The organism is Bacillus sp. EB V-12 (assembly GCF_056158125.1).
The window spans coordinates 24,311-48,166 of the sequence record NZ_JBUXJL010000020.1; the positions used below are offsets into that span (position 1 = coordinate 24,311).

The window sequence follows — 23,856 nt, forward strand, 5'->3', positions numbered from 1 at the left end:
ATTTTTTTATCTTATTTTAGGCATTTATTACTTCTTTTTTTACATCTGGTAAGCCTTTTAATAAATTTTCAGCAATTGTTAACCACTTCGATGTCTCTAAGCCATTTGTTTTCATAACAATTTTCAATTGTGATCCTTCCATTCCTAAACCGATCATACGTCCAAAACTATTTCCGAGCATGAATAATTTTCCACCATCAATATTTTGACTTGCTTGTTCAGAAAACAGGAATGTTACTTCAAATTTATTCTGTTTAATTAATTCAATTTGTTCTTTCATTGCCAACACTTTAATATTTGCAATTTGTAATAAATAACCAACTTCTTGTGGATAATCGCCAAATCTATCGATCATTTCTTCCTGCAATTCTTCAATATCCTCAATTGCAGAAACACCTCTAAATTGTTTATACATCATAATTTTTTGCTTACTATCTGAAATATAAGCATCTGGTAAATATGCATCTACCTCTAAGTCAATTTCAACATTAACTATATTTTCAGCCCCATCTGTTCCTCTACGCTGTTCAATTGCATCTTTTAACATTTGCGAATATAGATCAAATCCGACAGAATCAATAAATCCATGCTGTTCTGCCCCTAACAAATTACCTGCTCCACGAATAGATAAATCTCTCATCGCAATTTTGAAACCAGATCCAAGTTCCGTGAACTCTTTAATTGCTTGTAGACGCTTCTCTGCAACCTCTGACAGCACTTTGTCACGTTTATATGCAAAGTATGCATACGCAACACGATTAGAACGTCCAACACGCCCACGAAGCTGATACAACTGTGATAATCCCATACGATCTGCATCAAATACAATTAACGTATTTACATTCGGAATATCTACACCCGTCTCAATAATTGTTGTACTTACAAGAACATCATGCTGTCCTTCTAAAAATGATAGCATAACAGACTCTAATTCGCTTTCGTTCATTTTCCCATGTGCGTACGTTACGCGGGCATCTGGAACTAACATCGAAATTTCATCTGCTTTTCTTTCAATATCCTCTACACGGTTATATAGGAAGTAAACTTGACCACCTCTTGCAAGCTCTCGCTCTATTGCCTCTCGCATTAACGCTGGATTATACTCGACTACATACGTTTGGACTGGGAAACGATTTTCTGGTGGTGTCTCAATAACAGATAAGTCGCGCACACCAAGCATAGACATATGAAGCGTCCGCGGAATCGGAGTTGCCGTTAATGTTAATACGTCAACATTTGCCTTCAATTGTTTAATTTTTTCTTTATGTGTTACACCAAATCTTTGTTCTTCATCAATAATAAGAAGCCCTAAATCTTTATACGTAACATCTTTAGATAAAATACGATGTGTTCCGATTACGATATCTACTGTTCCATCCTTTAAGCCCTTAATTGTTTCATTTTGTTGTTTTCTCGTACGGAATCTACTTAATAAGCCTATATTGATCGGATAATCTTGAAAACGCTCTCGAATTGTTTCATAGTGTTGCTGCGCAAGAATCGTTGTCGGTACTAAAATTGCAACTTGTTTTTCATCCATAATTGCTTTAAATGCCGCACGAATAGCCACTTCAGTCTTTCCATATCCTACGTCACCACAAAGGAGCCTATCCATCGGGCGTCCGCGTTCCATATCTTTTTTAATCTCGTCAATAGAACGTAACTGATCCTCTGTCTCTTGATACGGGAAAGAGGATTCGAACTCTTGTTGTTCTGCCGTATCTGGCGTATATGCATAGCCTTTTGAAGCTTCGCGCTCAGCATATAGTTTAATTAGGTCATCCGCAATGTCTTGTACAGATTTTTCAACTTTCGTTTTAACCTTTTTCCAATCATTACCGCCTAATTTATAAACTTTCGGATCCTTACCTTCAGATCCTACATATTTTTGGACTTGATCAATTTGTTCAATTGGAACGTATAGCTTATCATTACCTTGATATTTAATATTTAAATAATCTTTGTGAACACCATTAATCTCTAATGTCTCAATACCTAAAAATTTACCTATACCATGATTTACGTGAACTACATAATCTCCAACTTTTAATTCCGAATAACTTTTAATACGTTCAGCATTCGATAACTTTTGTTTACGTTGTGATTTTTTAACTTTCTTATGAAAAAGCTCCTTTTCAGTAATGACAACAAGCTTTTGCATCGGCATTTCAAATCCTGCATGTAAATCACCTACAGCAATTTGTAACCTTCCAGGCAATAAGATATCTGTACCTTCTACAATATCTGCCTCAATATCATAATCACTTAAAATATGTTGTAATTTTTTCACACGTTCATCATCTGTTCCAAGTACAACAGTCGTAAAATGCCCTTCATTCCATCTATCAATTTCTGTTTTTAACAAATTCATCTGTCCATGGAAATCTTGCATTGTTTTACATGTTACATTAACAATATTTTGCGGATGTGTGTGTGCGATATGACGCAAGAATAACGTTAAATATACAAAACTTCTTTTTTTATGATGAAGAAACCCCTCGAATGGGTGAGAGAAAGATAAATCTTGAATAATTGTTCCTTCACCAAGAAGTGATATATACCATTCCGCCTCTTCTGTTTCAAGATGCGATGCTGTTTCTTGAATACGGGAAATCTCGTCTAAAATTACAACACCGTCTTCTGGTAAATAATCTATCAGACTAGCAGGTTCTTTATAGAAAATAGATAAGTATTTAAACATCTGTTCTATACTTTGCCCGTTTTTCAACATCTCAATTTCATGACTTACCGTCTCAAGCACTGTAGTCTTTAGTTTATCATCAGAAAGTTTTTGCATCGTCTTAGTTAAACCTTCTTCAAGATGCTGAATTCCTGATTTTAATTCTTCCTGTGAAAATAAAAACTCTGTTGCCGGACCAAACCTAACGCTTTCTTTTTTACCTTGAGAACGCTGTTCATCCACATCAAATAATCGAATAGAATCGACTTCTGTATCAAAGAATTCAATACGAAATGGTAGTTCTTCAGTTAAAGGATAAATATCTAATATTCCCCCACGCAAACTGAACTCCCCTGGAGCTTCTACCATCGACTTACGTTCATAGCCAATATGATGTAAAGTATGCAAGAGCGCATCTAAATCAATCTCTTGCCCTAGATTGATTTCAACTTGCTTTTGCTTCCACAATTCTTTTATTGGTAAAAATCTACGCAATCCTGCCACTGGCGCTACAATGATTCCATTCTCTCCCGCAGCCAAGCGATTTAACACTTCTATACGTTGCGCCTTCAATTCTGGACTTGCAACCCCAATTTCCGATGCTATCAGTTCATTCACTGGATATAGCCACACATCTTTTTCACCAAGTAACGCCACTAAATCTTCATGTACTTTTTGTGCTTGGTATAAGTTATGCGTCACGATTAATTGTGATTTTTTTGTTTTTTTATATAAAGCCGCCATTAATAATGAACGAGAAGACGTTGCCATCCCTGATATAAGTTGTTCTTTTAACCCATCTTCTAATCCATTAATAACCGATTGTATCTCTTCATTTTTATAAAATTGCTCTAATAAACCTATCATTTTTAAAACTCCTCTCAACATAAAGAGCAAGTCATTCTATTTTATGCAAATATTTCGGAAAAGGAAAACAGAAAAATGCTTTGGACATGCCAAAGCGACAACATTTTATTGCAGAAATTTTTCATACTCATAATACTCAGGATAAGATGCGAGCGTTTCTTGACACGATTCACAAATCGTTTTTATATATATATTTCCATTCTCATGAAAATGAATCATTTCTACTACTTCTTGCTCTGTTAGTTGAAATAAAACGTCGCTATATACTTTTTCTGCGTTAATGGAGCCTACATTACCTCCGCAGTGTCTGCAATAATAATACCCTTCCATACTAGCCTCCTAAAAATTCAATTACTACTAGTATGGGTAAAACAAAAGAGAAATATTCCCAATCTCATTTTTAACTATTGAAAGTATTCATGATTTGGAGAAAAGGCTTATTTAGCCACTCTTCACATGCATCCGCTGCTTTTTCAATAGAATGGTTAACATCCGGAATCTCTTCAGATGTAAAGCGTCCTAATACATAATCGACTACCTTCATTCCATTTTTCGGGCGATCGATTCCCATACGGATACGTTGAAATTCTTGTGTTCCTAGGTGCGAAATCGTTGACTTTACACCATTATGTCCACCAGCACTACCTTTCATGCGAAGACGCAATTTACCTACAGGAATGTCCAAATCGTCGTACATAACAACGAAGTCCTCAACATCAATTTTATAATAATCCATGAGTGGACGAATACTTTCCCCAGATAAGTTCATGTATGTTAGCGGCTTTAATAAGATTACCTTTTCTCCATTAACAAACCCTGCACCAAATACACCTTTAAATTTTTGTTCATTCAAAGAAATGTTCCAACGCTTCGCAAGTTCATCAATGGCCATAAATCCAATATTATGCCTTGTTAATTCATATTCTCTACCTGGGTTCCCAAGTCCTACTATCAATTTCATTCTTGTACCACTACTTTCTTTTTTCGATACGAAAAGACGTAACCAATTTTGGTTACGTCTCATTCTATCCAATTAATTGAATAATACACTCACAGATTCTTCTTCGTATACACGAATGATTGCTTCTCCGATTAATGGAGCAACTGAAAGTTCATGTACTTTGTCGATTTTCTTCTCTTCTGGTAATACGATAGAGTTCGTTACAACTAACTCTTTAATATTTGAATTTTGAATACGCTCAATTGCTGGACCAGATAATACTGGGTGTGTACAGCAAGCATATACTTCAGAAGCACCGTTCTCAACAAGAGCGTTTGCTGCTAATGTAATTGTACCAGCTGTATCAATGATGTCATCAATTAAAATCGCTGTTTTACCTTCAATATTACCGATAATGTTCATTACCTCTGATACATTCGGGCGAGGACGACGCTTATCAATAATAGCGATTGGCGCTTTTAGACGATCTGCCATTTTTCTTGCACGAGTTACACCACCATGGTCAGGAGACACGATTACGATATCTTTAAGACCTTTTGTTTCAAAGTAATCTGAAAGAATCGGTACACCCATTAAGTGGTCGATTGGGATATCAAAGAACCCTTGAATTTGTGGAGCATGTAAATCTAGAGTGATTACACGAGTTGCACCTGCTGTTTCAAGCAAGTTTGCTACAAGTTTCGATGTAATTGGTTCACGAGAACGCGCTTTACGGTCTTGACGCGCATAACCATAGTAAGGAATAACAATATTAATTGTTTTCGCAGATGCACGTTTTAATGCATCAATCATAATAAGTAATTCCATGATATGTTCGTTTACTGGGAAGCTTGTAGATTGAATAATGAATACATCGCAACCACGGATACTTTCTTCAATGTTAATTTGAACTTCTCCATCACTAAAACGATCAACAGAACATTTTCCTAGCCCTACTCCAATATGCTTTGCAATCTGCTCAGCAAGTTCCTTATTAGAGTTTAAAGAGAATACTTTCAAATTAGAATTTAGATATTGAGTCGACATCTAGATTAACCCTCCACATTATGATTTTTTCTTATTCAGCAATTGATCAACATAGTCTTCTTTGTTAACTTGACGTGCACGTGCTACCGATAATGCTTTTGATGGAACATTCTCTGTAATTGTAGAGCCTGCTGCCACATAAGCACCATCTTCAACTGTTACTGGAGCAACAAGGTTTGAATTACATCCAATAAATACCCCATTACCAATCACAGTTTTGAATTTATTCTTACCGTCATAGTTCACCGTAATTGAACCACAACCAAGATTCACGTCTTCTCCAACTTGTGCATCCCCGATATAACTCAAGTGTGAAGCTTTACTTCTATTACCAAAGACAGTTTTTTTGATTTCCACGAAGTTTCCAACGCGTACTTCGTCTCCAATAACTGAATCTGGGCGAATATGTGCAAATGGACCAACCGATACTTCTGTACCAAGCTTACTATCATGTACAGTAGATTGTCGAATTGTCGTACGATCTCCAATTTCACTATCGCGAATTACTGTATGCGGTCCAATTTCACAATCAGAGCCAATTACAGTGTTCCCCTCAATAATTGTTCCTGGATGAAGAACTGTATCACTACCGATAACTGCATCAGCAGAAATATAAGTGTTACTTGGATCAATAATTGTAACACCGTTTACCATGTTCTTTCGGTTGATACGGTTTTTCATAATAATTTCCGCTTGCGATAGAGCGACTCTGTCGTTAACACCTAACGTTTCGTCGAACTGCTCTGTTTGATAAGCTGATACGATATGACCTTCATTTTTTAAAATCTCAATAACATCTGGAAGGTAATATTCACCTTGCACGTTATCATTTGAAACTTTAGAAAGTGAAGCAAATAAAGCCTTATTATCAAAACAATACGTACCTGTATTGATTTCTTTAATAGCTAATTCTTTCTCATTTGCATCTTTATGCTCAACAATCTTTTCAACATGACCATTCTCATTACGAACAATACGGCCATATCCAGCAGGCTCTTCTATGTATGCTGTTAGCACCGTCGCCATTGCTCCTGCTTCTTTATGTTGCTGAAGTAATGCTTCCATTGTTTCAGCAGTTATTAGAGGCGTATCACCACAAATAACTAAAGTTGTTCCTTCTTCATTTGCAAGTACACTTGCAGCTTGATCTACAGCATGTGCTGTACCAAGTTGTTCTGCTTGTAATGCAAATTCACTTACGTTCCCTAGCTGTTCTTGTACCATTTCAGCACCATGTCCAACAACCGTTACAAGTTTCTGCAATCCTAATTGAGATACTTGATCGACTACGTGTTGTACCATAGGTTTTCCACATACAGGATGCAGCACTTTGTATAGCTTAGACTTCATACGTGTGCCTTTACCTGCAGCTAGAATCACTGCAAATCTGTTTGACATATAGACCCTCCATCGCAACCTATTTATCCATTAAAGATATTATCCTAAATCATCATATATTTCAAGAAACACATTTTAACTATTAAATTTTACCATAATTCTTATAAGATGTTTTACTCTTTAGTATCTTTTTTAAGAAATAAGCTATACTATTTAAAATGATTTTGAAAAAATTAGTAGTTTCTTCTTTTTATGTTAATAAATTATGCAGTTTCCAAATATAAAGCAAAAAAAAACAAACTCCTGTAAATGCTTACAGGAGTTTGCTACAAAATTATAAGGCTTTTTGTCAAAAGCCCTTTTCATTCGAATTTTACGAAGCACCTGCTTCTTCAAACTCAACCTCTTCTAACTCGCCTAAACGATGATACTCTGTTAAAACCGCATCTTGAATTTTAGAGCGTGTACCAGAATTAATTGGATGTGCAATGTCACGGAACTCTCCATCTGGAGTACGTTTACTTGGCATTGCTACAAATAATCCATTATTACCATCAATTACACGAATATCATGAACAACAAATTCATGGTCTAGAGTAATAGAGGCAATTGCTCTCATGCGGCCTTCTGTGTTTACGCGGCGTAATCTTACGTCAGTCACTTCCATCTTGTGTTCACCACCCTTTTCTAAATAAGCGATATATTTGTATAAATTCCACAAATTTTCTATTTTCCCTTTAATTTTTTAAAAATTTTTAAGATAAAAATTTTTAAAGTAGTTGAATATAGAGATTAGTGGAGGTTATCGCTTACAAAAGGTTACTTAACTAGGGCGATTACTTCAATTTCAACGGAAACATCTTTCGGTAATTTTGCTACTTGCACACAAGATCGAGCTGGTTTATGAGTAGAGAAATAAGAGCTATACACTTCATTCACAGCATTAAAATCATCCATGTCCTTTAAAAATACTGTTGTTTTTACGACTGTATCAAATGAAGCACCTGCTTCCTCTAATACCGCTTGTAAATTTTGAAATACTTGTTCTGTTTGTACTGTTACATCTCCTGTTACAAGCTCCCCATTTGCCGTCAATGGAATTTGTCCTGAGCTATAGAACATGTTATTTACAATAATCCCCTGTGAATAAGGTCCAATTGCTTGTGGTGCCTTGCTTGTTTGAACAACTTTCATACTTTTCACCCTTTTATTATTTATTTTACTCTTTAAAAATAGTGTACGAAAGGCAGTTTGTCCACCTATTTTATAATCTATAAATAAAATAAAAAAAGATAGAGCTATCTGCTCTATCTTTTATTCCGCCTCTACAAGCCCTTCATCAAATGGCGCAAGAGAATAATTCCCTTTTTCCACTTGAATCGTTTTTTCTTTCACATCAACTTCCGATAGACGAATTAATGATACAAAATTATTAATTAGTCGTTCTTCAATATCTGTGGATTCTACTAATACACCAATACCAACAACATTAGCCTTGAACTCTTCTAACATACTCATCATACCTTGAATTGTTCCGCCAGCTTTCATGAAGTCATCAATAATTAAAACATTCGACCCTTCTGGAAGACTGCGTTTTGCTAACGTCATTGTTTGAATTCGTTTAGAAGAACCCGACACATAGTTAATACTAACAGTCGGACCTTCTGTTACCTTATTATCTTTCCTTGCAATTACAACTGGTACATCTAAGTAATTTGCCACTGCATAAGCAAGTGGAATCCCTTTCGTTGCCACCGTCATAACTGCATCAATTGGTTGCCTAGCAAAAACAGAAGCAAACAAACGACCTGCGCCATTAATATGGCGAGGATTACTCAATAAATCTGTCATGTATAAGTAACCGCCAGGCAAAATACGATCTGGGTTTTCAAATAAGCCACAAAGCTCATCAATAATTAGATCTGCCTCTTCTTCACTTATATACGGTATATATTTCACTCCTCCTGCTGCTCCTGGTATCGTTTGCAATGTGCCGACCCCTTGTTGTTCAAACGTTTGCTTAATAATAACTAAATCTTCACTAATGGAAGACTTAGCCGATTGATACCTTTCAGCAAAAAAAGTGAGAGATACTAGCTGACGAGGGTTTTGTAGCAAGTAATAAGTCATATCGACTAACCTTGTACTTCTTCTAATTTTCATACTCTCACCTCAAATCACGAATATTCTAAACAAATCATAACGTATTATACGTCTTTATTCAAGCGTTTCTCGCTCTCCTAATAAACGTACCGCATAGACTTGTTCACAAAATCCTTTTAATCCGTTATAAATGCGATGCATTCGTGAATCATGGTGTACAAGTCCGAATACAGTTGGACCACTTCCACTCATTAATACAGCATCCGCTCCAAATCGCTTCATCTGTGATTTAATACGGGCAACTTCAGGATGCATTCCAAATGTTACATCTTCTAAAACGTTACCAACAGTATCACAAATTCCTTTATAATCACCAGAATTTATGACATCAACCATTTTATCTACATTTGGATGTGTAACTCGATTTAACTTTAAATTTCCATACACATCAGCAGTAGATACACCTATATGTGGTTTCGCTAAAATAACCCAACAAGAAGGCGGAGTCTTTATATGCTCAATTTTCTCTCCTCTTCCAGTGGCAATTGCTGTGCCTCCGTATACACAGAACGATACATCTGATCCAATTTCTGCGCCAAGCTCTGCTAACTCATCAATTGTAAGCCCTAAATTCCATAATTTATTAAGACCACGTAATGTCGCTGCTGCATCACTACTTCCACCTGCTAATCCAGCTGCTACTGGAATCGTTTTTTCAATAGTAATAGATACACCTTTTTTTACATTAAACTTCTCTTTTAATAATTTCGCTGCCTGATAAGCTAAATTTCGTTGGTCGTCTGGGACATACCGATTATGGGATAAAATTTCAATACGGTCTTCTGCTAATTCCGTTAGTTCTAGACGATCTGCTAAATCAATGGTTGTCATAATCATTTTCACTTCATGATATCCGTCTTGTCTTTTTCCCAGTACATCTAACGACAGATTAATCTTTGCTGGTGCTTTCACTAGTAGCTTCAATCTATTCACCCACTCTATGTACTCAATCTTTTATCGTTTATTTTACCATAAATTTATAGTAAGACGATGACACTTCCCTAATTATAACGAAAAGCATTCAGAATGAAACTACTTATGTAAAATGATGGCACCTTTTAGAGTACAAAAAGCCGAGGAATGTCTCCTCGGCTACCGTAGCATAGAAAGTATCTTACAACTACTGGTTTCGTTTCATTAATTGCTGTTCTGCAATTTCTATAGCACGTTTCACCATGTTACCAGCATCTTTCGCACGAATTCCGCCCCATCCTTCTTTCTGAACAACATCATAAAAGCCAAGCTCTTTTGCTAGCTCTTCTTTAAATTGGTTTGACATGACACCTCTTCGTCTACTCAATGCAGAGTCCCTCCTTATTTTGCTACGGTATAGTTAGTATGCAAAATAATATAGCTTTTCATTTATGGGAATATATGTAATGATATACGGATTATAAAATGACCTCATTATGAGGGTCTCCATAAAATGTTAACTCTACTGTCTCTGTTAAAACATCTGCATAACTATAAGATACACGTTGCAACGCATCTTCTTGTTGATCCAATTGTACAACAAAAACGGAACGGTATGTTTCTGCTAGTACACCTGATTGCTCCACAGTTTTTCTTCTTCCACTATTTGCTTTTAACATAAGTCGTTGTCCAAGATGGTGATCTAATTCGCTTTTAATTTCATCTAAACGTTTTGACATATACTTCGCTACACCTCGCTGTAATTTAGATTGAACACTTAAAGCACGATATATCTATCCTAATTATTAACCGCGATTCACAGCTAATATCATCCTGCGTTTGAATAGATAGAAGAAATACTATATTGTAAAAGTATCATTACGTAGTCTGTACGTTCTTACCTCTTTTTATCCAAATTCATTTAAATCCTTCCATACAAAAAAGCAAGATACATATGTATCCTGCTTACTCTTCGTAATGTTGAAAAGGTAATCCCGTTCGTAAAATCCCTCTCGTTTCAATTCCACCTAGTCCTTTTTCACCAGTAATTGTATTACGTACGACATCCCATACATTGACTCTCTCCATAAATGAAGTAAAACTAATTTTACCAACTACATATACAGGATCTAGTGCATGAATATTAATTCTAGATGGTGAACTAGCGAAATTGGCCCCTGCACGAATTAGTGCCTCAAAATGTGATTGACATGCCCCAGCAAAAATAACAAGTTGATCCAGTGATGGATATTTTTTTCGCACTTCACGAACAGCCTGTACAAAATGCCTTGAATGCCTATATGCCGCTAAATCTCCCTTCACTCCTTTTGATTTTGTATATGCATCATGCCCTGTAATAACGAGAATGTCTGGGCGAAAGTGATCTATTAAGTCTACTACTTTTTCATGCATCTCCGTTTCTTTACAATGAATACCTTGAACAGGAACGCCAATTTTGTTATATAAGTCTAAGCACTTGCGCAAATATAAAGGGTCTCCATCTATATGCAATACACGTCCCGGCATTTGAAAATAATTCACCTCACTTGTGTATCCACCAGTTGAAGTATGTTCATGCCTTTGTTTCATCAGTACATAATCTTGTTGAAACAAACGATACGTGCGCTCCATTGTTTCTTTCTCACGCTTCACCCTTTTTTTATGTTCTCTTTGATCTATACTAATTAAATCTTCAAGTGGCGCATCCGCCACCAGTCTAATTTCCTCTCCAAACAATATAGCTATCTCACCTTTTATTTCTATAATACGAAAAAGAATATCCCTCTTATGAGAATATCGTTCCACTAATTCTCCAACATGTAAAACCATTCTCCTACCTCCAAACTCATTAGGCCATCTTACCTGTTTTTAAAGTATGAATTTAGAGAGAGAAAGGTGACAAAAGGGACAGTTCAAGTTGAACTGTCCCTTTCATATTCTTATGATAATTTATGAAGAACTAATGCATTACTTAATGTTGCAAACTCTTCAATAGATAGCGTTTCGCCTCTTCGCTTTGGATCAATTCCTACTTCTGTTAAAATTCGACCCAATAACTCCTTATCTTTCGGGAAACCATTTAAATTATTTGATAAATTATTCATTAAAGTTTTACGGCGCTGTGCGAAACTTGCTCGTACTACTTCAAAGAAGAACGTTTCATCTGTCACCTCTACAACCGGTTTAGGACGCTTTAGAAGGCGGATAATTGCAGAATCAACGTTTGGCTGTGGTACAAACACTGTACGCGGTACAGTCATAACTGTTTCAACCTCTGTATAATACTGAATGGCAATCGATAAAGAACCATACTCTTTCGTTCCAGGTTTAGCAGCTAAACGATCTCCAACTTCTTTTTGCATCATAACAACAAATCCACGAACTGGTAACTTTTCTTCAAGCAATTTAAATAAAATTGGCGTTGTAATATAGTATGGTAAGTTAGCTACTACCATTACATCTTGCCCTTCTTCAAATTGCTCATTAAATACTTCATGTACATCTGCTTTTAGTACGTCTTTATTAATAACTGTAACGTTACCATATGGCGCTAACGTCTCATCTAAAATTGGTAATAGTCTTTGATCAATTTCAAAAGCCACTACTTTTTTAGCACGCTTTGCTAATTGCTCTGTTAATGCACCAATACCTGGTCCAATTTCAATTGCACCACTTTCTGAACCAATTTCTGCATGATCGACAATACGATTTAATACATTTGTATCAATTAAAAAGTTTTGTCCTAAACTTTTTTTGAATGAAAATCCATACTTTTCAACAATGTCTTTTGTACGATTTGGCGTTGCGATATCCTTCATCTTTTTTCCTCCTGTATTACTTGCTTATAAGCTTCTGCAAATGATTCCTTTGAAACTTGAAACATCTGTAATCGTTTATGTAACTGTTTTGCATTTGTATAACCAATCTTTAATAGCTTACCCATTCTTTCTCTGCGGCTCTTTGCCATTTCTCCGCCCACTAAGCCTGCATCGACTAAATCACTCCAACTAATTTCACTTGTGTAAGCTTCCATTTCTTCATGTATATTCTCTAGAGCGCGGCGAATCGACTCATTAGAAGCGTGTTCGATTCCAACACCCTTTTTCCTTTTAGCAAGCGCTTCTTCCTTCGGTAAAAAGGCATGCTTACAGCCAGGAACCTTGTCAGAAATAATTTTTCGAATACGCTCTCCAGGATAATCCGGATCTGTGAAAATAATAACTCCCCTTTTTTGCTGCGCTAATTTAACTTGCTCAATAACATGATCACCGATTGCTGAACCGTTCGTTTCAATTGTATCCGCATCAACAGCACGCTTAATCGCAACTGTATCATCTTTACCTTCTACAACGATAATCTCTTTTATTTTCATGCTTGCCTCCACACTCATTTCGTCTCTACTTAGTAAAACAAAAAAATGACGACTTTTCCATTATTATTTTCCCCATTCTTATATTTTAAAAAATAGAATAGAAAAATCTTTGTTCTCTGTCCTTATTGTAACACTTCATCATTCACATTTATTTTCTTCATCACTTCTACTAGTTTTTCTCAAAATAAAAAAGAACAGGTTTCCCCATTCTTTTTTATTCAACACCAAATAAAACTTTTGCATTTTTAGTTGTCATTTCTGCTACTTCCTCATAAGAAATTCCTTTTAAATTCGCAATTTCTTCTGCTACGAGTTTTACATAACTCGGTTCATTTCGTTTCCCTCGAAATGGGTGCGGTGTTAAATACGGACAATCCGTCTCTATTAACAATTTCTCTAATGGAATCTCCGTAGCAACCTCTTTCGGCTTCTTAGCGTTTTTAAATGTAACTGGTCCACCTAATGAAATTAAAAAGTTCATATCAACACATCGCTCTGCTACCTCTACGCTGCCGCTAAAGCAATGCATAATGCCTCCTACTTCAGCTGCATTCTCTTCTTCTAGAATATCAACAATATCTTGAGTTGCATCGCGGTTATGTATAATAATCGGCAATTTTACTTTTTTCGCTAATGCAATTTGTTTACGGAATACTTCTTTCTGTATTTCTTTTGGAGACTTATCCCAGTGATAATCTAAGCCCATTTCTCCAAGTGCAACGACTTTAGGATGAGAAGCAAGTTCTTCTAACCAAGCTAAATGTTCTTCTGTCATGTCGATTGCATCAACTGGGTGCCACCCAACCGCAGCGTAAATAAAATCATAGGCTTCAGCTAATTCCATCGCCTTTTTTATCGTTACTTCATCAAAACCAACAACAACTGTATAAGTAACTCCCGCTTCTTTCATTCGGGCAATAACCTCTTGCAAATCTCCTTCGAATTGCTCTGCATTCAAATGTGAATGTGTATCAAACAACATAATACATAACTCCTTTTATATTGAAATCAAGTTTATTCTACAAAAATAAGTTCTTTAATGACTTAACGATAACAATACTACAATCTTAATGCAAAAATAGAGAGTGTAAAAAGAAAAAAGACGCTTCACACATGTTACACGTGAAACATCTCTTTTCTTGTCTTAATTACTTGATTTTTGTACCATTTGGTAGATTTTGGTCAATTGATGCTAATGACAATACGCCATTCTCTTCACCCGCTAAAATCATACCTTGCGATAATTCACCGCGTAATTTTACAGGTTTTAAGTTTGTTACACAAATAACCTTTTTACCTTTTAAGTCTTCCGGCGAATAGAATTTTGCAATTCCAGAAACAACTTGACGCTTTTCTGTACCTAAGTCTAGTTGAATTTTTAACAGCTTGTCTGCTTTTTTCACAGGTTCAGCAGATAGTACTTCAGCTACGCGTAATTCTACTTTAAAGAAATCATCAATTGTAATTTCTTCTGCCTTCGGTTCTTCTTCTTTTTTCTCTTCTACTTTAGGAGCAGAGCTTTTCATTTGTTCTTTAATGTACTCTACTTCCACTTCCATTTCTAAACGAGGGAAAATTGGGTTTCCTTTTTCTACTTTTGTTCCAGCTGGAATGCAGCCAATTGTAGAGAGACTTTCCCAAGATTTATGAGCTTCATCAGTAAGGCCAAGCTGAGCAAACATCTTGCTTGGTGCTACTGTTAAGAATGGCATAAGCATAATACCTGTTTGACGAAGTACTTCTGCTAAATGAGCCATTACAGAGGCTAACTTTTCACGATCATTCTCATCTTTTGCTAATACCCATGGTTGTGTTTCATCAATATATTTATTCGTACGACTAACTAGTTGCCAAATAGATCCTAACGCTACAGAGAACTCCATATTCTCCATTGCTTCTTCTACTTTTTTCAAAGTATCTTGTGCAAACGCTACTAACGTTTCATCAAATTCCGTCACATTTGCTTTAAATGCAGGGATTTCTCCGTTAAAGTACTTATCAATCATAGCTACTGTACGATTTAATAAATTACCTAAGTCATTTGCTAAGTCGAAATTAATACGCTCCACAAATCCTTCTGGTGTAAATACGCCATCAGATCCAAATGGAACTTCACGAAGTAGGTAATAACGTAATGCATCTAATCCGTAACGATCGATTAATGTAACTGGATCTACTACGTTTCCTTTTGACTTACTCATCTTTCCATCCTTCATTAAAATCCAGCCATGAGCAAAGACTTTCTTCGGAAGAGGTAAATCTAATGCCATTAAAATTATCGGCCAATAAATTGTATGGAAACGAACAATTTCTTTCCCAACTAAATGCACATCTGCAGGCCAGAATTTTTTATATTTCTCTTCATTTGCTGTTCCATAACCTAACGCCGTAATATAGTTAGATAATGCGTCAACCCATACATAAATAACGTGTTTTGGGTTACCAGGAACACGAACTCCCCAGTCAAATGAAGTACGAGAAACTGCTAAATCTTCTAATCCTGGTTTAATAAAATTATTAATCATTTCATTTTTACGAGACTCCGGCTGAATGAAATGTGGATTATCTTCATAGAACTTTAATAGTCTGTCGACATATTTACCCATTCTAAAGAAATAAGATTCTTCACGAACAAGTTCTACATCATGACCACTATCTGGGCTTTTTCCTCCAACTACTTTGTCGCCTTCCATAATTGGATCTACTAATTGATGCTCTGTATAGAACGTCTCATCTTGTACAGAATACCAACCTTCATATTCATCAAGATAAATGTCACCTTGATCTACTAATTGTTTAAAGATTTTTTCGACAACATCTTTATGACGATCTTCAGTTGTACGAATAAAATCATCATAAGAAATATCCATCTTCTCCCAAAGCTCTTTAATTCCTGCAACAATGTTATCAACATATGCCTGTGGCGTAATATTTAACTCTTCTGCTTTCTTTTGGATCTTCTGTCCATGCTCATCAGTTCCTGTTAAATAATGCACATTATAACCTTGCATACGCTTATATCGTGCCATCGCATCTCCTGCTACTGTCGTATAAGCATGTCCAATGTGTAATTTTCCACTTGGATAATAAATTGGGGTAGTAATATAAAAGGACTTATTTTCCTCTGTCATTGTTTTGGACCTCCCGAATAACCTCATATGTATTTATAAACAGTATATCAAAAACTCATATATAAAGTGAAACTTTAATCAGTAGGGTTTTTGTTCCTCCCCACTAATTATTAGCCCACGTTAATTGGGCTTTTACGAGCAGCCCAAATCTAACTTATCTTCTTTACGCCAACCTAATTTTCAATTTAGGTCTTAATGCTCGATATCTTTATCATCTATTGCTCATATTTCAAAAAAATATACAATATCCACTTTGAATTTATTATTTTTTCAGAAAATAATGTAAATAATTGTGGAATTTCCTCTCAATCTATTATATATAAGAAATAAGAAATCTATAAATCTTTTTAAAAAATATAGAATTTAAGAATTGACGGAAATGTAAATGATTGGTATCATATGTCCATAGGGTATTTTGTCGAAAAATGACGAATCTAAAAATAGACTCGAAACTTATAAACTATTTATTTAGGAGGAAAAAAATTATGAAATCTACTGGTATTGTTCGTAAAGTTGATGAATTAGGTCGTGTAGTAATTCCAATCGAATTACGCCGTACTTTAGGTATTGCAGAAAAGGACGCTCTTGAAATCTATGTTGATGACGAAAAAATCATCTTAAAGAAATATAAACCAAACATGACTTGCCAAGTAACTGGTGAAGTATCTGACGGTAACCTTTCTTTAGCTGAAGGTAAAATCATCTTAAGCAAAGAAGGCGCTGAGCAAATCTTAAACGAACTTCAAGATTATATCGAAACAGCAAAATAAGCTTCTCAATTATGAGAAGCTTATTTTTTATCGACATGATAGATTTGATATACATCTCTTTTCGACAAATCTCGATCTTTAGCGACTGTTTTAATCGCTTCTTTTGAATTCATACTTTTTTCATTTATATAATATTCAATATGATCATATACCGAAAGAGATTCCCACCATTGTTCTTCTGGAGCAGGTTCTTCTGTTGAACCAGCTACTAAAATACAAAATTCACCACGTACTTCATTTTGCTTCGTCCACTCAATTGCTTCTTCGATTGTTCCTCGAATAAATTCCTCAAATTTTTTCGTTAACTCTCGACATAATACAATCTCTCTATTTCCCAACACTTCCTGCATCGAAATTAAAGTATCATCTAAACGATGAGGTGCTTCATAAAACATCATTGTAGTTTGTACATAACGAAGCTTTTCTAACTCCATCTTCCGTTCCTTTTTGTTTCTCTGCAAGAAACCATAGAAATAAAACTGCTTTGTTTCAAGACCGGATGCAATTAATGCTGTAAGGGCTGCATTTGCTCCAGGAAGCGGAATTACATGATATTGCTCAGCTACTGCCTCAACGACAATATCGTAACCTGGATCAGAAATACACGGCATACCAGCGTCACTAACAAGTGCTACATTCTTTCCATCCTCTAATTTCTCTAATAGTTTCTTCCCACTTACTTCTTTATTGTGCTCATGATAACTCGTGACAGGTGTTTCAATTTCAAAATAATTACAAAGTTTTTTCGTTTGTCTCGTATCTTCAGCAGCAATTAAATCAACTTCTTTTAAAATTCGGATTGCACGAAATGTCATATCTTCTAGATTTCCAATAGGAGTTGGTACTAAATATAAAACTCCCTTTTCATTTTGTTGAAAGCTTTTTTGTTGCCACATAGCGTTCTCCTTTTTGCATATATGCCTCTTTTTGTTTTCTCGTTAATTGCTTAAAGTAATACTCCGCTTGCATAGCTGTACGCTTATCATCGTGGGTCTCTACATATTTTAAAACGACAGGAAGCCTGACGCGTGTATACTTAGCCCCTTTGCCGCTATTATGAGTCTGAATTCTCTTTTCTATATGGTTTGTATATCCAGCATAATAACTTCCATCAGAGCACTCTACCACATAAAAAAAGTGCTTATTCTTCTCCATATAAAATTGAACGTAGCTCCTTTGTATATTCGTTATTGTTCTCATATACAACGAGAGGCGGTAAAATTTTCAAATCTGCATTTCCATCCTTAATTCCTTCAATTAACAATGTATTTGCTTCTTTTCCAACCTTAGGATAAACAAATTGCACACGCTTTGGTTCAATTTTATATTTACGCATTAATGTGACAATGTCTAGTAATCGCCCTGGACGATGTACAAACGCTACTTTCCCACCTTGTTTTACTAACTGACTACTTGCAGATACAACATCTTCTAATGTACACATAATTTCATGACGAGCTATCGCTAAATGTTCATTCATATTTTTCTCTGAAGTTTGAGGTGTTTGAAAATATGGTGGATTACATGTAACAACATCATATTGATGACGCCCAAGTTTCTCTGGCATATCTTTCAAATCTCCATGTATGAGGTGAATTCTTTCTTCCAACCCATTGTATTGAACACTTCTTACTCCCATATCATATAAGCGTTCTTGAATTTCCACACCAGTAATATTTCCTTTTGTTCTTGTACTTAATAGAAGGGGAACAACCGCGTTACCTGTACACAAATCAAGTAAATTCCCCTTTTGAATTGGTACCCATGCAAAATCTGCAAGTAAAACGGCATCTAAAGAAAAATTAAATACTGATGGGCTTTGTATAATCTTCATGTCTTGTGCTAATAAGTAATCTAAACGTTCATCTTCATATAAATTCATATACTGCTCCTTTTCTTACCCTTAACCTACCCTATTTCATGTATAAAAAATTACCTTTCCAATTATAATTGGAAAGGTAATTTCACTTTTTATTTAAGAATGAAAGACAGAACAAACAATCTCCCTCTTTACGTACACTTCCATAATGTAGATTGCAAATATGAAAACCTTCTTGATATAGTCTCGCTAAATTGTCATAGCCTTCACCAATATCTGTTTTCGGCTTCACTTCTTTACGTTTTTGAGTTTTTTGTTTTTCTTTATTCTGCACTTCTTCAAAACGGTGTCGCAAATTGTTATTTTCCATTTTTATATGTTGGTTTTCTTCCAACAACTCTGCAAGATGCTGTTTTAACTCTCCCAACTGTTTATATAAATGTCCAATTTGCTCTTCCATACTAGAAACCGATTCAAAAATATCTTTTTTCTCCACAAGCACCCACCTCATTAATCTGTGGTTTGACTCGAAACGACCCCTTTATTCACTAACTCATCTAACGTATATTCTACTATCCGTTCCTTGTCTACTAGTTCCACTTGAATTAATCTTTCTAAAATATTTAATCCGATAACACGGCCAGTACCATGCGGGGTTTGTATACGTTGATCTAAATCAGGAAGTTGTTCCTTTGCTGCCTCATATTCATCATTCTCATATTTTAAGCAACACATTAAGCGACCACATAAACCAGAGATTTTTGCAGGATTTAATGATAAATTTTGATCCTTTGCCATTTTAATGGATACAGGTTCAAAATCCCCTAAAAAAGTAGAACAACAAAGCATACGACCACATGGACCAATACCACCTAGCATCTTCGCTTCATCACGAACACCAATTTGTCTTAGTTCAATTCTTGTTCTAAAAATTGCGGCTAAGTCCTTCACTAGTTCGCGGAAATCGATCCGACCATCCGCAGTAAAATAGAAAATAATCTTATTACGATCGAATGTATACTCTACATCTACAAGTTTCATATCAAGATTATGCTCTACTACCTTTTGTTGACAAACTTGATATGCTTCTTTGGCAGCATGTTTGTTCTCTTCAACAATGGTACGATCATTTTCATTTGCAATACGAATAACCTTTTTTAGCGGTAATACAACGTCGTTTTCATCAACTTGTTTTTTGGTAATAACTACTTTTCCGTATTCAATACCTCTTACCGTTTCTACAATGACAAACTCATTTTCAGAGATATCGAACTGGTTTGGATCAAAGTAATATACCTTTCCGGCCTTCTTAAAGCGAACACCTACTACATCATACAAAACGGTCATCCCTCCTGCAACCGCAACACTAACTGTTCGAACACAAGCTGCGCATTTACATTAGCGTTGATTCTATTTTTTGCCTCTAATATATTAAAGAGAGCTGATACAATGCGCTTCTGAGCATAGGAAAACGATTCAAACATCTCTTTCTGCTCATGAAAAACAAGACGATCTTCTTCTCCAAGTTGAACATATAATAAATCCTTATAAATAAGGAGTAACATATCTAAACCTTGCTGTAATTGTTCTTTCTCTCCAAAGTGTTTTCCCCATTTTTCTTGTACAAAAAAAATAGAGGTTTTATCTTTTTCGAGCGCTTCACATAATTTTATCACTAAAGCTCGTGCTTGTGCAAACCATTCATCACTACATAAAGCTAAAGCTTCATCAAAACTATTTGTAAGTTGAGCAGCAAGTGTCGATAAAGATGCTGTAATCCCTTCATCCTGTAATCTTCTAATTAAAGATTCCGTAGGTAACGGTCTAAACGTAACAACTTGGCAGCGAGATAAAATCGTATTTAAAATTTGATGACTTTGTTCAGTAAGTAAAATAGCAGTTGTATCACTACTTGGTTCTTCTAAAAATTTCAAAAGTGTATTTGCCGCATTTGCTGTCATACGATCTGCGTGCTCAATAATATATATTTTTTTATTTGCCTCTAATCCTGTTTTGGAAAACTCTTCTTGTAAATCATGAATTTGCTGCTTCTTAATAGATAATCCGTCTGGTTTTACAATATGTAAGTTAGGGTGGTTACCTGAATCAATTCGCTTACAGTTTGTACATACATGGCAGGGCTCTACTCCATTCCGCTCAGAACAGAGGAAACTCTTTGCCATTTGAATTGCTGTCGCAAACTTTCCTGTCCCTTTCCCTCCCTCTAACAAGTAAGCGTGGGATATACGCTCTTTTGCAATGCTATTCATCAACATTTTTACACCGATGGGTTGTATAGCAGAAAGCTGCTCCCACGTCTTCGTCATAATGCATACCTCACTTATTTCATTCTTTCCTTCTATTATAACAATTTATCTTCTATAATCTGAACAACTTCTTCTATAAGTTTTTCCATCGGTTGATCAGCATTTACCAATACAATACGATCCGAGAAACGTTCTACAACTTGTAAATACCCTTCGCGCACACGTTTATGGAAAGAGATATCTTCCATATCTAGTCGATTTACTTCACGTCCTGCATCTTTTTCAATCCGAGCCAAACCAACCTCAGGCTCAATGTCTAGATAAATTGTTAAACTAGGCATACAGTCCTCTGTTGCGAAACGATTTATTTCAAATACCTTATCCATACCCAATCCTCTTGCATAGCCTTGGTATGCTAAAGAGCTATCTATAAAACGATCACATAACACGAGGTAGTTCTCATTAAGTGCTGGCATAACTTTTTCTACTAAATGTTGTCTGCGCGCAGCAGCATAAAGAAGCGCTTCTGTACGTGCTTCCATCATCGTATATTCTTGTTTATGTAAAATCGTCCTAATGTCCTCAGAAATTGCAATACCGCCTGGTTCCCTTGTCGCCATTACCTTTTGTGCTTTTTGTTCAAAATATGGCAATAAGCTTTTAATTAACGTTGTTTTACCTGAACCTTCTGGGCCCTCAATTGTTACAAATAATCCCTTCATCCTAAAACCTACTTTCTATATCATACACTTTCATATATTTCGTATTACCTTGAAAACGAGCTCCTGCTCTTTCTAAATACATAATTTGCTCTTTATGCTCTGAAGTAATTCTCTCTCCATACATAATTAATGGAATTCCAGGTGGATACGGAATCACCATTTCCGCCGCTATCATTCCAACAGCATCTTCTATAGATACTATCTTTGTTTCATATCCGTCTAGTTGTTTATACGTATACGGTAAAAGAGAGAATTCACCATTATAAGTATAACGAATAGATTCCCTCTTGTCTTTCACCTCATAATGTTGCAATGCTACTCGGATCATCTCTATAACCTTCATATATCCCTCATTTACTTGTAAGGGTAAAATAAATAGGACATTGTACGGATCAGCCATCTCTGTATATATACCGACCTTTTCAAATACAGACTGTAATTCGTACCCTGATAACTGACAACGAGTTTGTACGGTGACCTTTAACTCATCTTGCAACGGATATTCTAAAATGGCGATTTGGGGAATAGAACGTAATTGTTCCTTAAATCTTCGTAAAAACTCAACAATTTCACTGTGACCTTCTTCTTTTATACGCGCCATTGTAAAGCGTGCTATATCCAAGGAAGCCATAATTGGATACGATGGACTACTAGATTGTAGCATACTTAAATAAGTAGTAACCTTATCTTCGTCTACTAAATGACTATTTATATGTAAATAGGAACCCATTGTCATTGCGGGTAATGTTTTATGTGCAGAATGAACTACAATATCTGCACCATATGTTAATGCTGACTTCGGAAATGGTTCTCCCAAACATAGATGTGCCCCATGTGCCTCATCTACCAAAACAGGGATTTTATGTGCATGTGCAAAAGCGATGCTTGCCTCTAAATCCATCCCCATACCATAATAATTAGGATGCGTTAAAATAAGTGCTTTCGCATTTGGATACTTTCTAATTGCGTTCTTAATAATTTCATTACGAACTCCCACTGGTACGTTGTAAGCTTCATCAATCCATGGATCTAAAAAAATGGGATTTGCTCCCGCAAGTTTTAAACCATTAATAATTGATTTATGACAATTTCTTTGTACAAGAACAATATCATGTTCCCCGCAACAAGACAAAATCATTGCTAAGTTCCCGACTGTTGAACCATTAATTAAAAAATAACTTCTCTTTGTATTATAAACTTCAGCCAATAATTGTTGTGCCTCATCTATACATTCAAACGGACTATGCAAATCATCTAGTCCTGCTAATTCAGTTACATCAATAGATAGAATACCTTTAAACTCTCTTATTGCCTCCTGAGGGAAGTTTAAACCATTCTTATGACCAGGAACATGAAAGGATAACGGCCCTCTTTCTTTAAACTCTATTAACGCCTCATATAAAGGCATACGATTTTGATTCATCTACATCTCTTCCTTATTATTCATTCTCTATCTATTATACAGAACAAAAAAAATAATAGGCATATGCCTATTTAAAAATATGATACTTCTAATTTTCGAAGCTGCTTTAAATAATATATATATTTCGGATCATCTGTCTCTGTATTCACCATATCCTTTTCACATTCATGGCATATTAAATTATTATAAACATATATACCTTCTTTTCTTTTTGTCTCACAAACAATACAAACTTCACTTTGTAATGTCATAATCTTCCCTCCCTATTTAAGTGAACCTATTTTATACTTCTAATCCTTAACAATTTACAGAAAAATATACACCCATCTTTTATATAATATGATTAACTCTTGGGCAACGTGTTTGTATTTCCATTACTTCTTTCCCATTCTTTTTAACAATAC

The 23,856-nt window shown here is 35.5% G+C and carries 26 protein-coding genes; 1 reads left to right on the plus strand and 25 read right to left on the minus strand.

Going from position 1 to position 23,856, the window contains the following annotated elements; all coding sequences use genetic code 11:
- Window positions 1-16 precede the first annotated feature (16 nt).
- From mfd to metG, 16 genes are all read right to left on the minus strand, one after another.
- Window positions 17-3,547: a transcription-repair coupling factor gene (gene mfd, locus ACZDYH_RS28625; RefSeq protein ID WP_000579688.1), complete on the minus strand. Its 3,531-nt coding sequence runs from the start codon at window positions 3,545-3,547 to the stop codon at window positions 17-19.
- Between the two features lie 105 nt (window positions 3,548-3,652).
- Window positions 3,653-3,877, minus strand: coding sequence for an anti-sigma-F factor Fin family protein (locus tag ACZDYH_RS28630; protein ID WP_000399438.1), 225 nt, complete (start codon window positions 3,875-3,877; stop codon window positions 3,653-3,655).
- 70 nt (window positions 3,878-3,947) lie between these two features.
- The gene (pth, locus tag ACZDYH_RS28635; RefSeq protein WP_000767702.1) at window positions 3,948-4,508 is read right to left on the minus strand and encodes an aminoacyl-tRNA hydrolase; all 561 of its coding nucleotides are present in this window, start codon (window positions 4,506-4,508) and stop codon (window positions 3,948-3,950) included.
- Window positions 4,509-4,580: 72 nt separating this feature from the next.
- Window positions 4,581-5,534 (minus strand): ribose-phosphate diphosphokinase, encoded by a 954-nt coding sequence (locus tag ACZDYH_RS28640; protein WP_000107420.1) that lies wholly within the window; start codon window positions 5,532-5,534, stop codon window positions 4,581-4,583.
- A gap of 18 nt (window positions 5,535-5,552) precedes the next feature.
- A complete protein-coding gene (glmU, locus tag ACZDYH_RS28645; protein WP_000071041.1) occupies window positions 5,553-6,932 on the minus strand; it encodes a bifunctional UDP-N-acetylglucosamine diphosphorylase/glucosamine-1-phosphate N-acetyltransferase GlmU in 1,380 nt (459 codons plus the stop codon).
- A 313-nt stretch (window positions 6,933-7,245) separates the two neighbouring features.
- Window positions 7,246-7,539, minus strand: coding sequence for a septation regulator SpoVG (gene spoVG, locus ACZDYH_RS28650; RefSeq protein ID WP_000454041.1), 294 nt, complete (start codon window positions 7,537-7,539; stop codon window positions 7,246-7,248).
- Window positions 7,540-7,691: 152 nt separating this feature from the next.
- Window positions 7,692-8,066: a RidA family protein gene (locus ACZDYH_RS28655; protein ID WP_000869815.1), complete on the minus strand. Its 375-nt coding sequence runs from the start codon at window positions 8,064-8,066 to the stop codon at window positions 7,692-7,694.
- A gap of 120 nt (window positions 8,067-8,186) precedes the next feature.
- The gene (gene purR / locus ACZDYH_RS28660) at window positions 8,187-9,035 is read right to left on the minus strand and encodes a pur operon repressor (RefSeq protein WP_000702466.1); all 849 of its coding nucleotides are present in this window, start codon (window positions 9,033-9,035) and stop codon (window positions 8,187-8,189) included.
- 54 nt (window positions 9,036-9,089) lie between these two features.
- The gene (gene ispE / locus ACZDYH_RS28665) at window positions 9,090-9,959 is read right to left on the minus strand and encodes a 4-(cytidine 5'-diphospho)-2-C-methyl-D-erythritol kinase (RefSeq protein ID WP_000772104.1); all 870 of its coding nucleotides are present in this window, start codon (window positions 9,957-9,959) and stop codon (window positions 9,090-9,092) included.
- 196 nt (window positions 9,960-10,155) lie between these two features.
- On the minus strand, window positions 10,156-10,335 hold the full coding sequence (gene sspF, locus ACZDYH_RS28670) for an acid-soluble spore protein SspF (protein ID WP_002094215.1): 180 nt from the start codon (window positions 10,333-10,335) through the stop codon (window positions 10,156-10,158).
- Between the two features lie 91 nt (window positions 10,336-10,426).
- A complete protein-coding gene (veg, locus tag ACZDYH_RS28675; protein WP_000044347.1) occupies window positions 10,427-10,687 on the minus strand; it encodes a biofilm formation stimulator Veg in 261 nt (86 codons plus the stop codon).
- Between the two features lie 226 nt (window positions 10,688-10,913).
- Window positions 10,914-11,777, minus strand: a complete 864-nt coding sequence (yabG, locus tag ACZDYH_RS28680) for a sporulation peptidase YabG (protein ID WP_000242868.1) — start codon at window positions 11,775-11,777, stop codon at window positions 10,914-10,916.
- Window positions 11,778-11,887: 110 nt separating this feature from the next.
- Window positions 11,888-12,766 carry a 16S rRNA (adenine(1518)-N(6)/adenine(1519)-N(6))-dimethyltransferase RsmA gene (rsmA, locus tag ACZDYH_RS28685; RefSeq protein WP_088859335.1) on the minus strand — a complete coding sequence of 293 codons (879 nt, stop codon included), beginning with the start codon at window positions 12,764-12,766 and terminating at the stop codon, window positions 11,888-11,890.
- Window positions 12,763-13,320: a ribonuclease M5 gene (rnmV, locus tag ACZDYH_RS28690; protein WP_000692836.1), complete on the minus strand. Its 558-nt coding sequence runs from the start codon at window positions 13,318-13,320 to the stop codon at window positions 12,763-12,765. The genes rsmA and rnmV overlap by 4 nt, the downstream gene beginning before the upstream one ends.
- A gap of 214 nt (window positions 13,321-13,534) precedes the next feature.
- Complete coding sequence (locus tag ACZDYH_RS28695) at window positions 13,535-14,302, minus strand: TatD family hydrolase (protein ID WP_000895851.1); 768 nt, start codon at window positions 14,300-14,302, stop codon at window positions 13,535-13,537.
- A gap of 166 nt (window positions 14,303-14,468) precedes the next feature.
- Window positions 14,469-16,451, minus strand: a complete 1,983-nt coding sequence (gene metG, locus ACZDYH_RS28700) for a methionine--tRNA ligase (protein WP_000134132.1) — start codon at window positions 16,449-16,451, stop codon at window positions 14,469-14,471.
- Between the two features lie 485 nt (window positions 16,452-16,936).
- Between metG and ACZDYH_RS28705 the strand changes: the two genes are divergently transcribed.
- Complete coding sequence (locus tag ACZDYH_RS28705; protein WP_000843036.1) at window positions 16,937-17,221, plus strand: AbrB/MazE/SpoVT family DNA-binding domain-containing protein; 285 nt, start codon at window positions 16,937-16,939, stop codon at window positions 17,219-17,221.
- Window positions 17,222-17,241: 20 nt separating this feature from the next.
- Here the strand turns inward: ACZDYH_RS28705 and rsmI are convergent, their stop codons facing one another.
- The 9 genes from rsmI to ACZDYH_RS28750 all read right to left on the minus strand — a co-directional run bounded on the left by rsmI (window position 17,242) and on the right by ACZDYH_RS28750 (window position 23,703).
- Entirely contained in the window at window positions 17,242-18,117 is an 876-nt protein-coding gene (rsmI, locus tag ACZDYH_RS28710; RefSeq protein ID WP_000267821.1) for a 16S rRNA (cytidine(1402)-2'-O)-methyltransferase, read from the minus strand.
- A complete protein-coding gene (locus tag ACZDYH_RS28715; protein ID WP_000414350.1) occupies window positions 18,086-18,376 on the minus strand; it encodes a GIY-YIG nuclease family protein in 291 nt (96 codons plus the stop codon). The genes rsmI and ACZDYH_RS28715 overlap by 32 nt, the downstream gene beginning before the upstream one ends.
- Window positions 18,363-19,103, minus strand: coding sequence for a tRNA1(Val) (adenine(37)-N6)-methyltransferase (locus ACZDYH_RS28720; RefSeq protein ID WP_001055366.1), 741 nt, complete (start codon window positions 19,101-19,103; stop codon window positions 18,363-18,365). The genes ACZDYH_RS28715 and ACZDYH_RS28720 overlap by 14 nt, the downstream gene beginning before the upstream one ends.
- Window positions 19,104-19,185: 82 nt before the next feature.
- On the minus strand, window positions 19,186-19,536 hold the full coding sequence (gene yabA / locus ACZDYH_RS28725) for a DNA replication initiation control protein YabA (RefSeq protein ID WP_000412063.1): 351 nt from the start codon (window positions 19,534-19,536) through the stop codon (window positions 19,186-19,188).
- Between the two features lie 14 nt (window positions 19,537-19,550).
- Window positions 19,551-20,378, minus strand: a complete 828-nt coding sequence (locus tag ACZDYH_RS28730; protein WP_000272429.1) for a PSP1 domain-containing protein — start codon at window positions 20,376-20,378, stop codon at window positions 19,551-19,553.
- A 5-nt stretch (window positions 20,379-20,383) separates the two neighbouring features.
- Window positions 20,384-21,367, minus strand: a complete 984-nt coding sequence (gene holB / locus ACZDYH_RS28735; RefSeq protein WP_000169561.1) for a DNA polymerase III subunit delta' — start codon at window positions 21,365-21,367, stop codon at window positions 20,384-20,386.
- A 35-nt stretch (window positions 21,368-21,402) separates the two neighbouring features.
- Window positions 21,403-22,029, minus strand: a complete 627-nt coding sequence (gene tmk / locus ACZDYH_RS28740) for a dTMP kinase (RefSeq protein ID WP_000677218.1) — start codon at window positions 22,027-22,029, stop codon at window positions 21,403-21,405.
- A 1-nt stretch (window position 22,030) separates the two neighbouring features.
- A complete protein-coding gene (locus ACZDYH_RS28745; RefSeq protein ID WP_006920522.1) occupies window positions 22,031-23,452 on the minus strand; it encodes an aminotransferase class I/II-fold pyridoxal phosphate-dependent enzyme in 1,422 nt (473 codons plus the stop codon).
- 71 nt (window positions 23,453-23,523) lie between these two features.
- Window positions 23,524-23,703 carry a sigma factor G inhibitor Gin gene (locus tag ACZDYH_RS28750; RefSeq protein ID WP_000175076.1) on the minus strand — a complete coding sequence of 60 codons (180 nt, stop codon included), beginning with the start codon at window positions 23,701-23,703 and terminating at the stop codon, window positions 23,524-23,526.
- Window positions 23,704-23,856 lie beyond the last annotated feature (153 nt).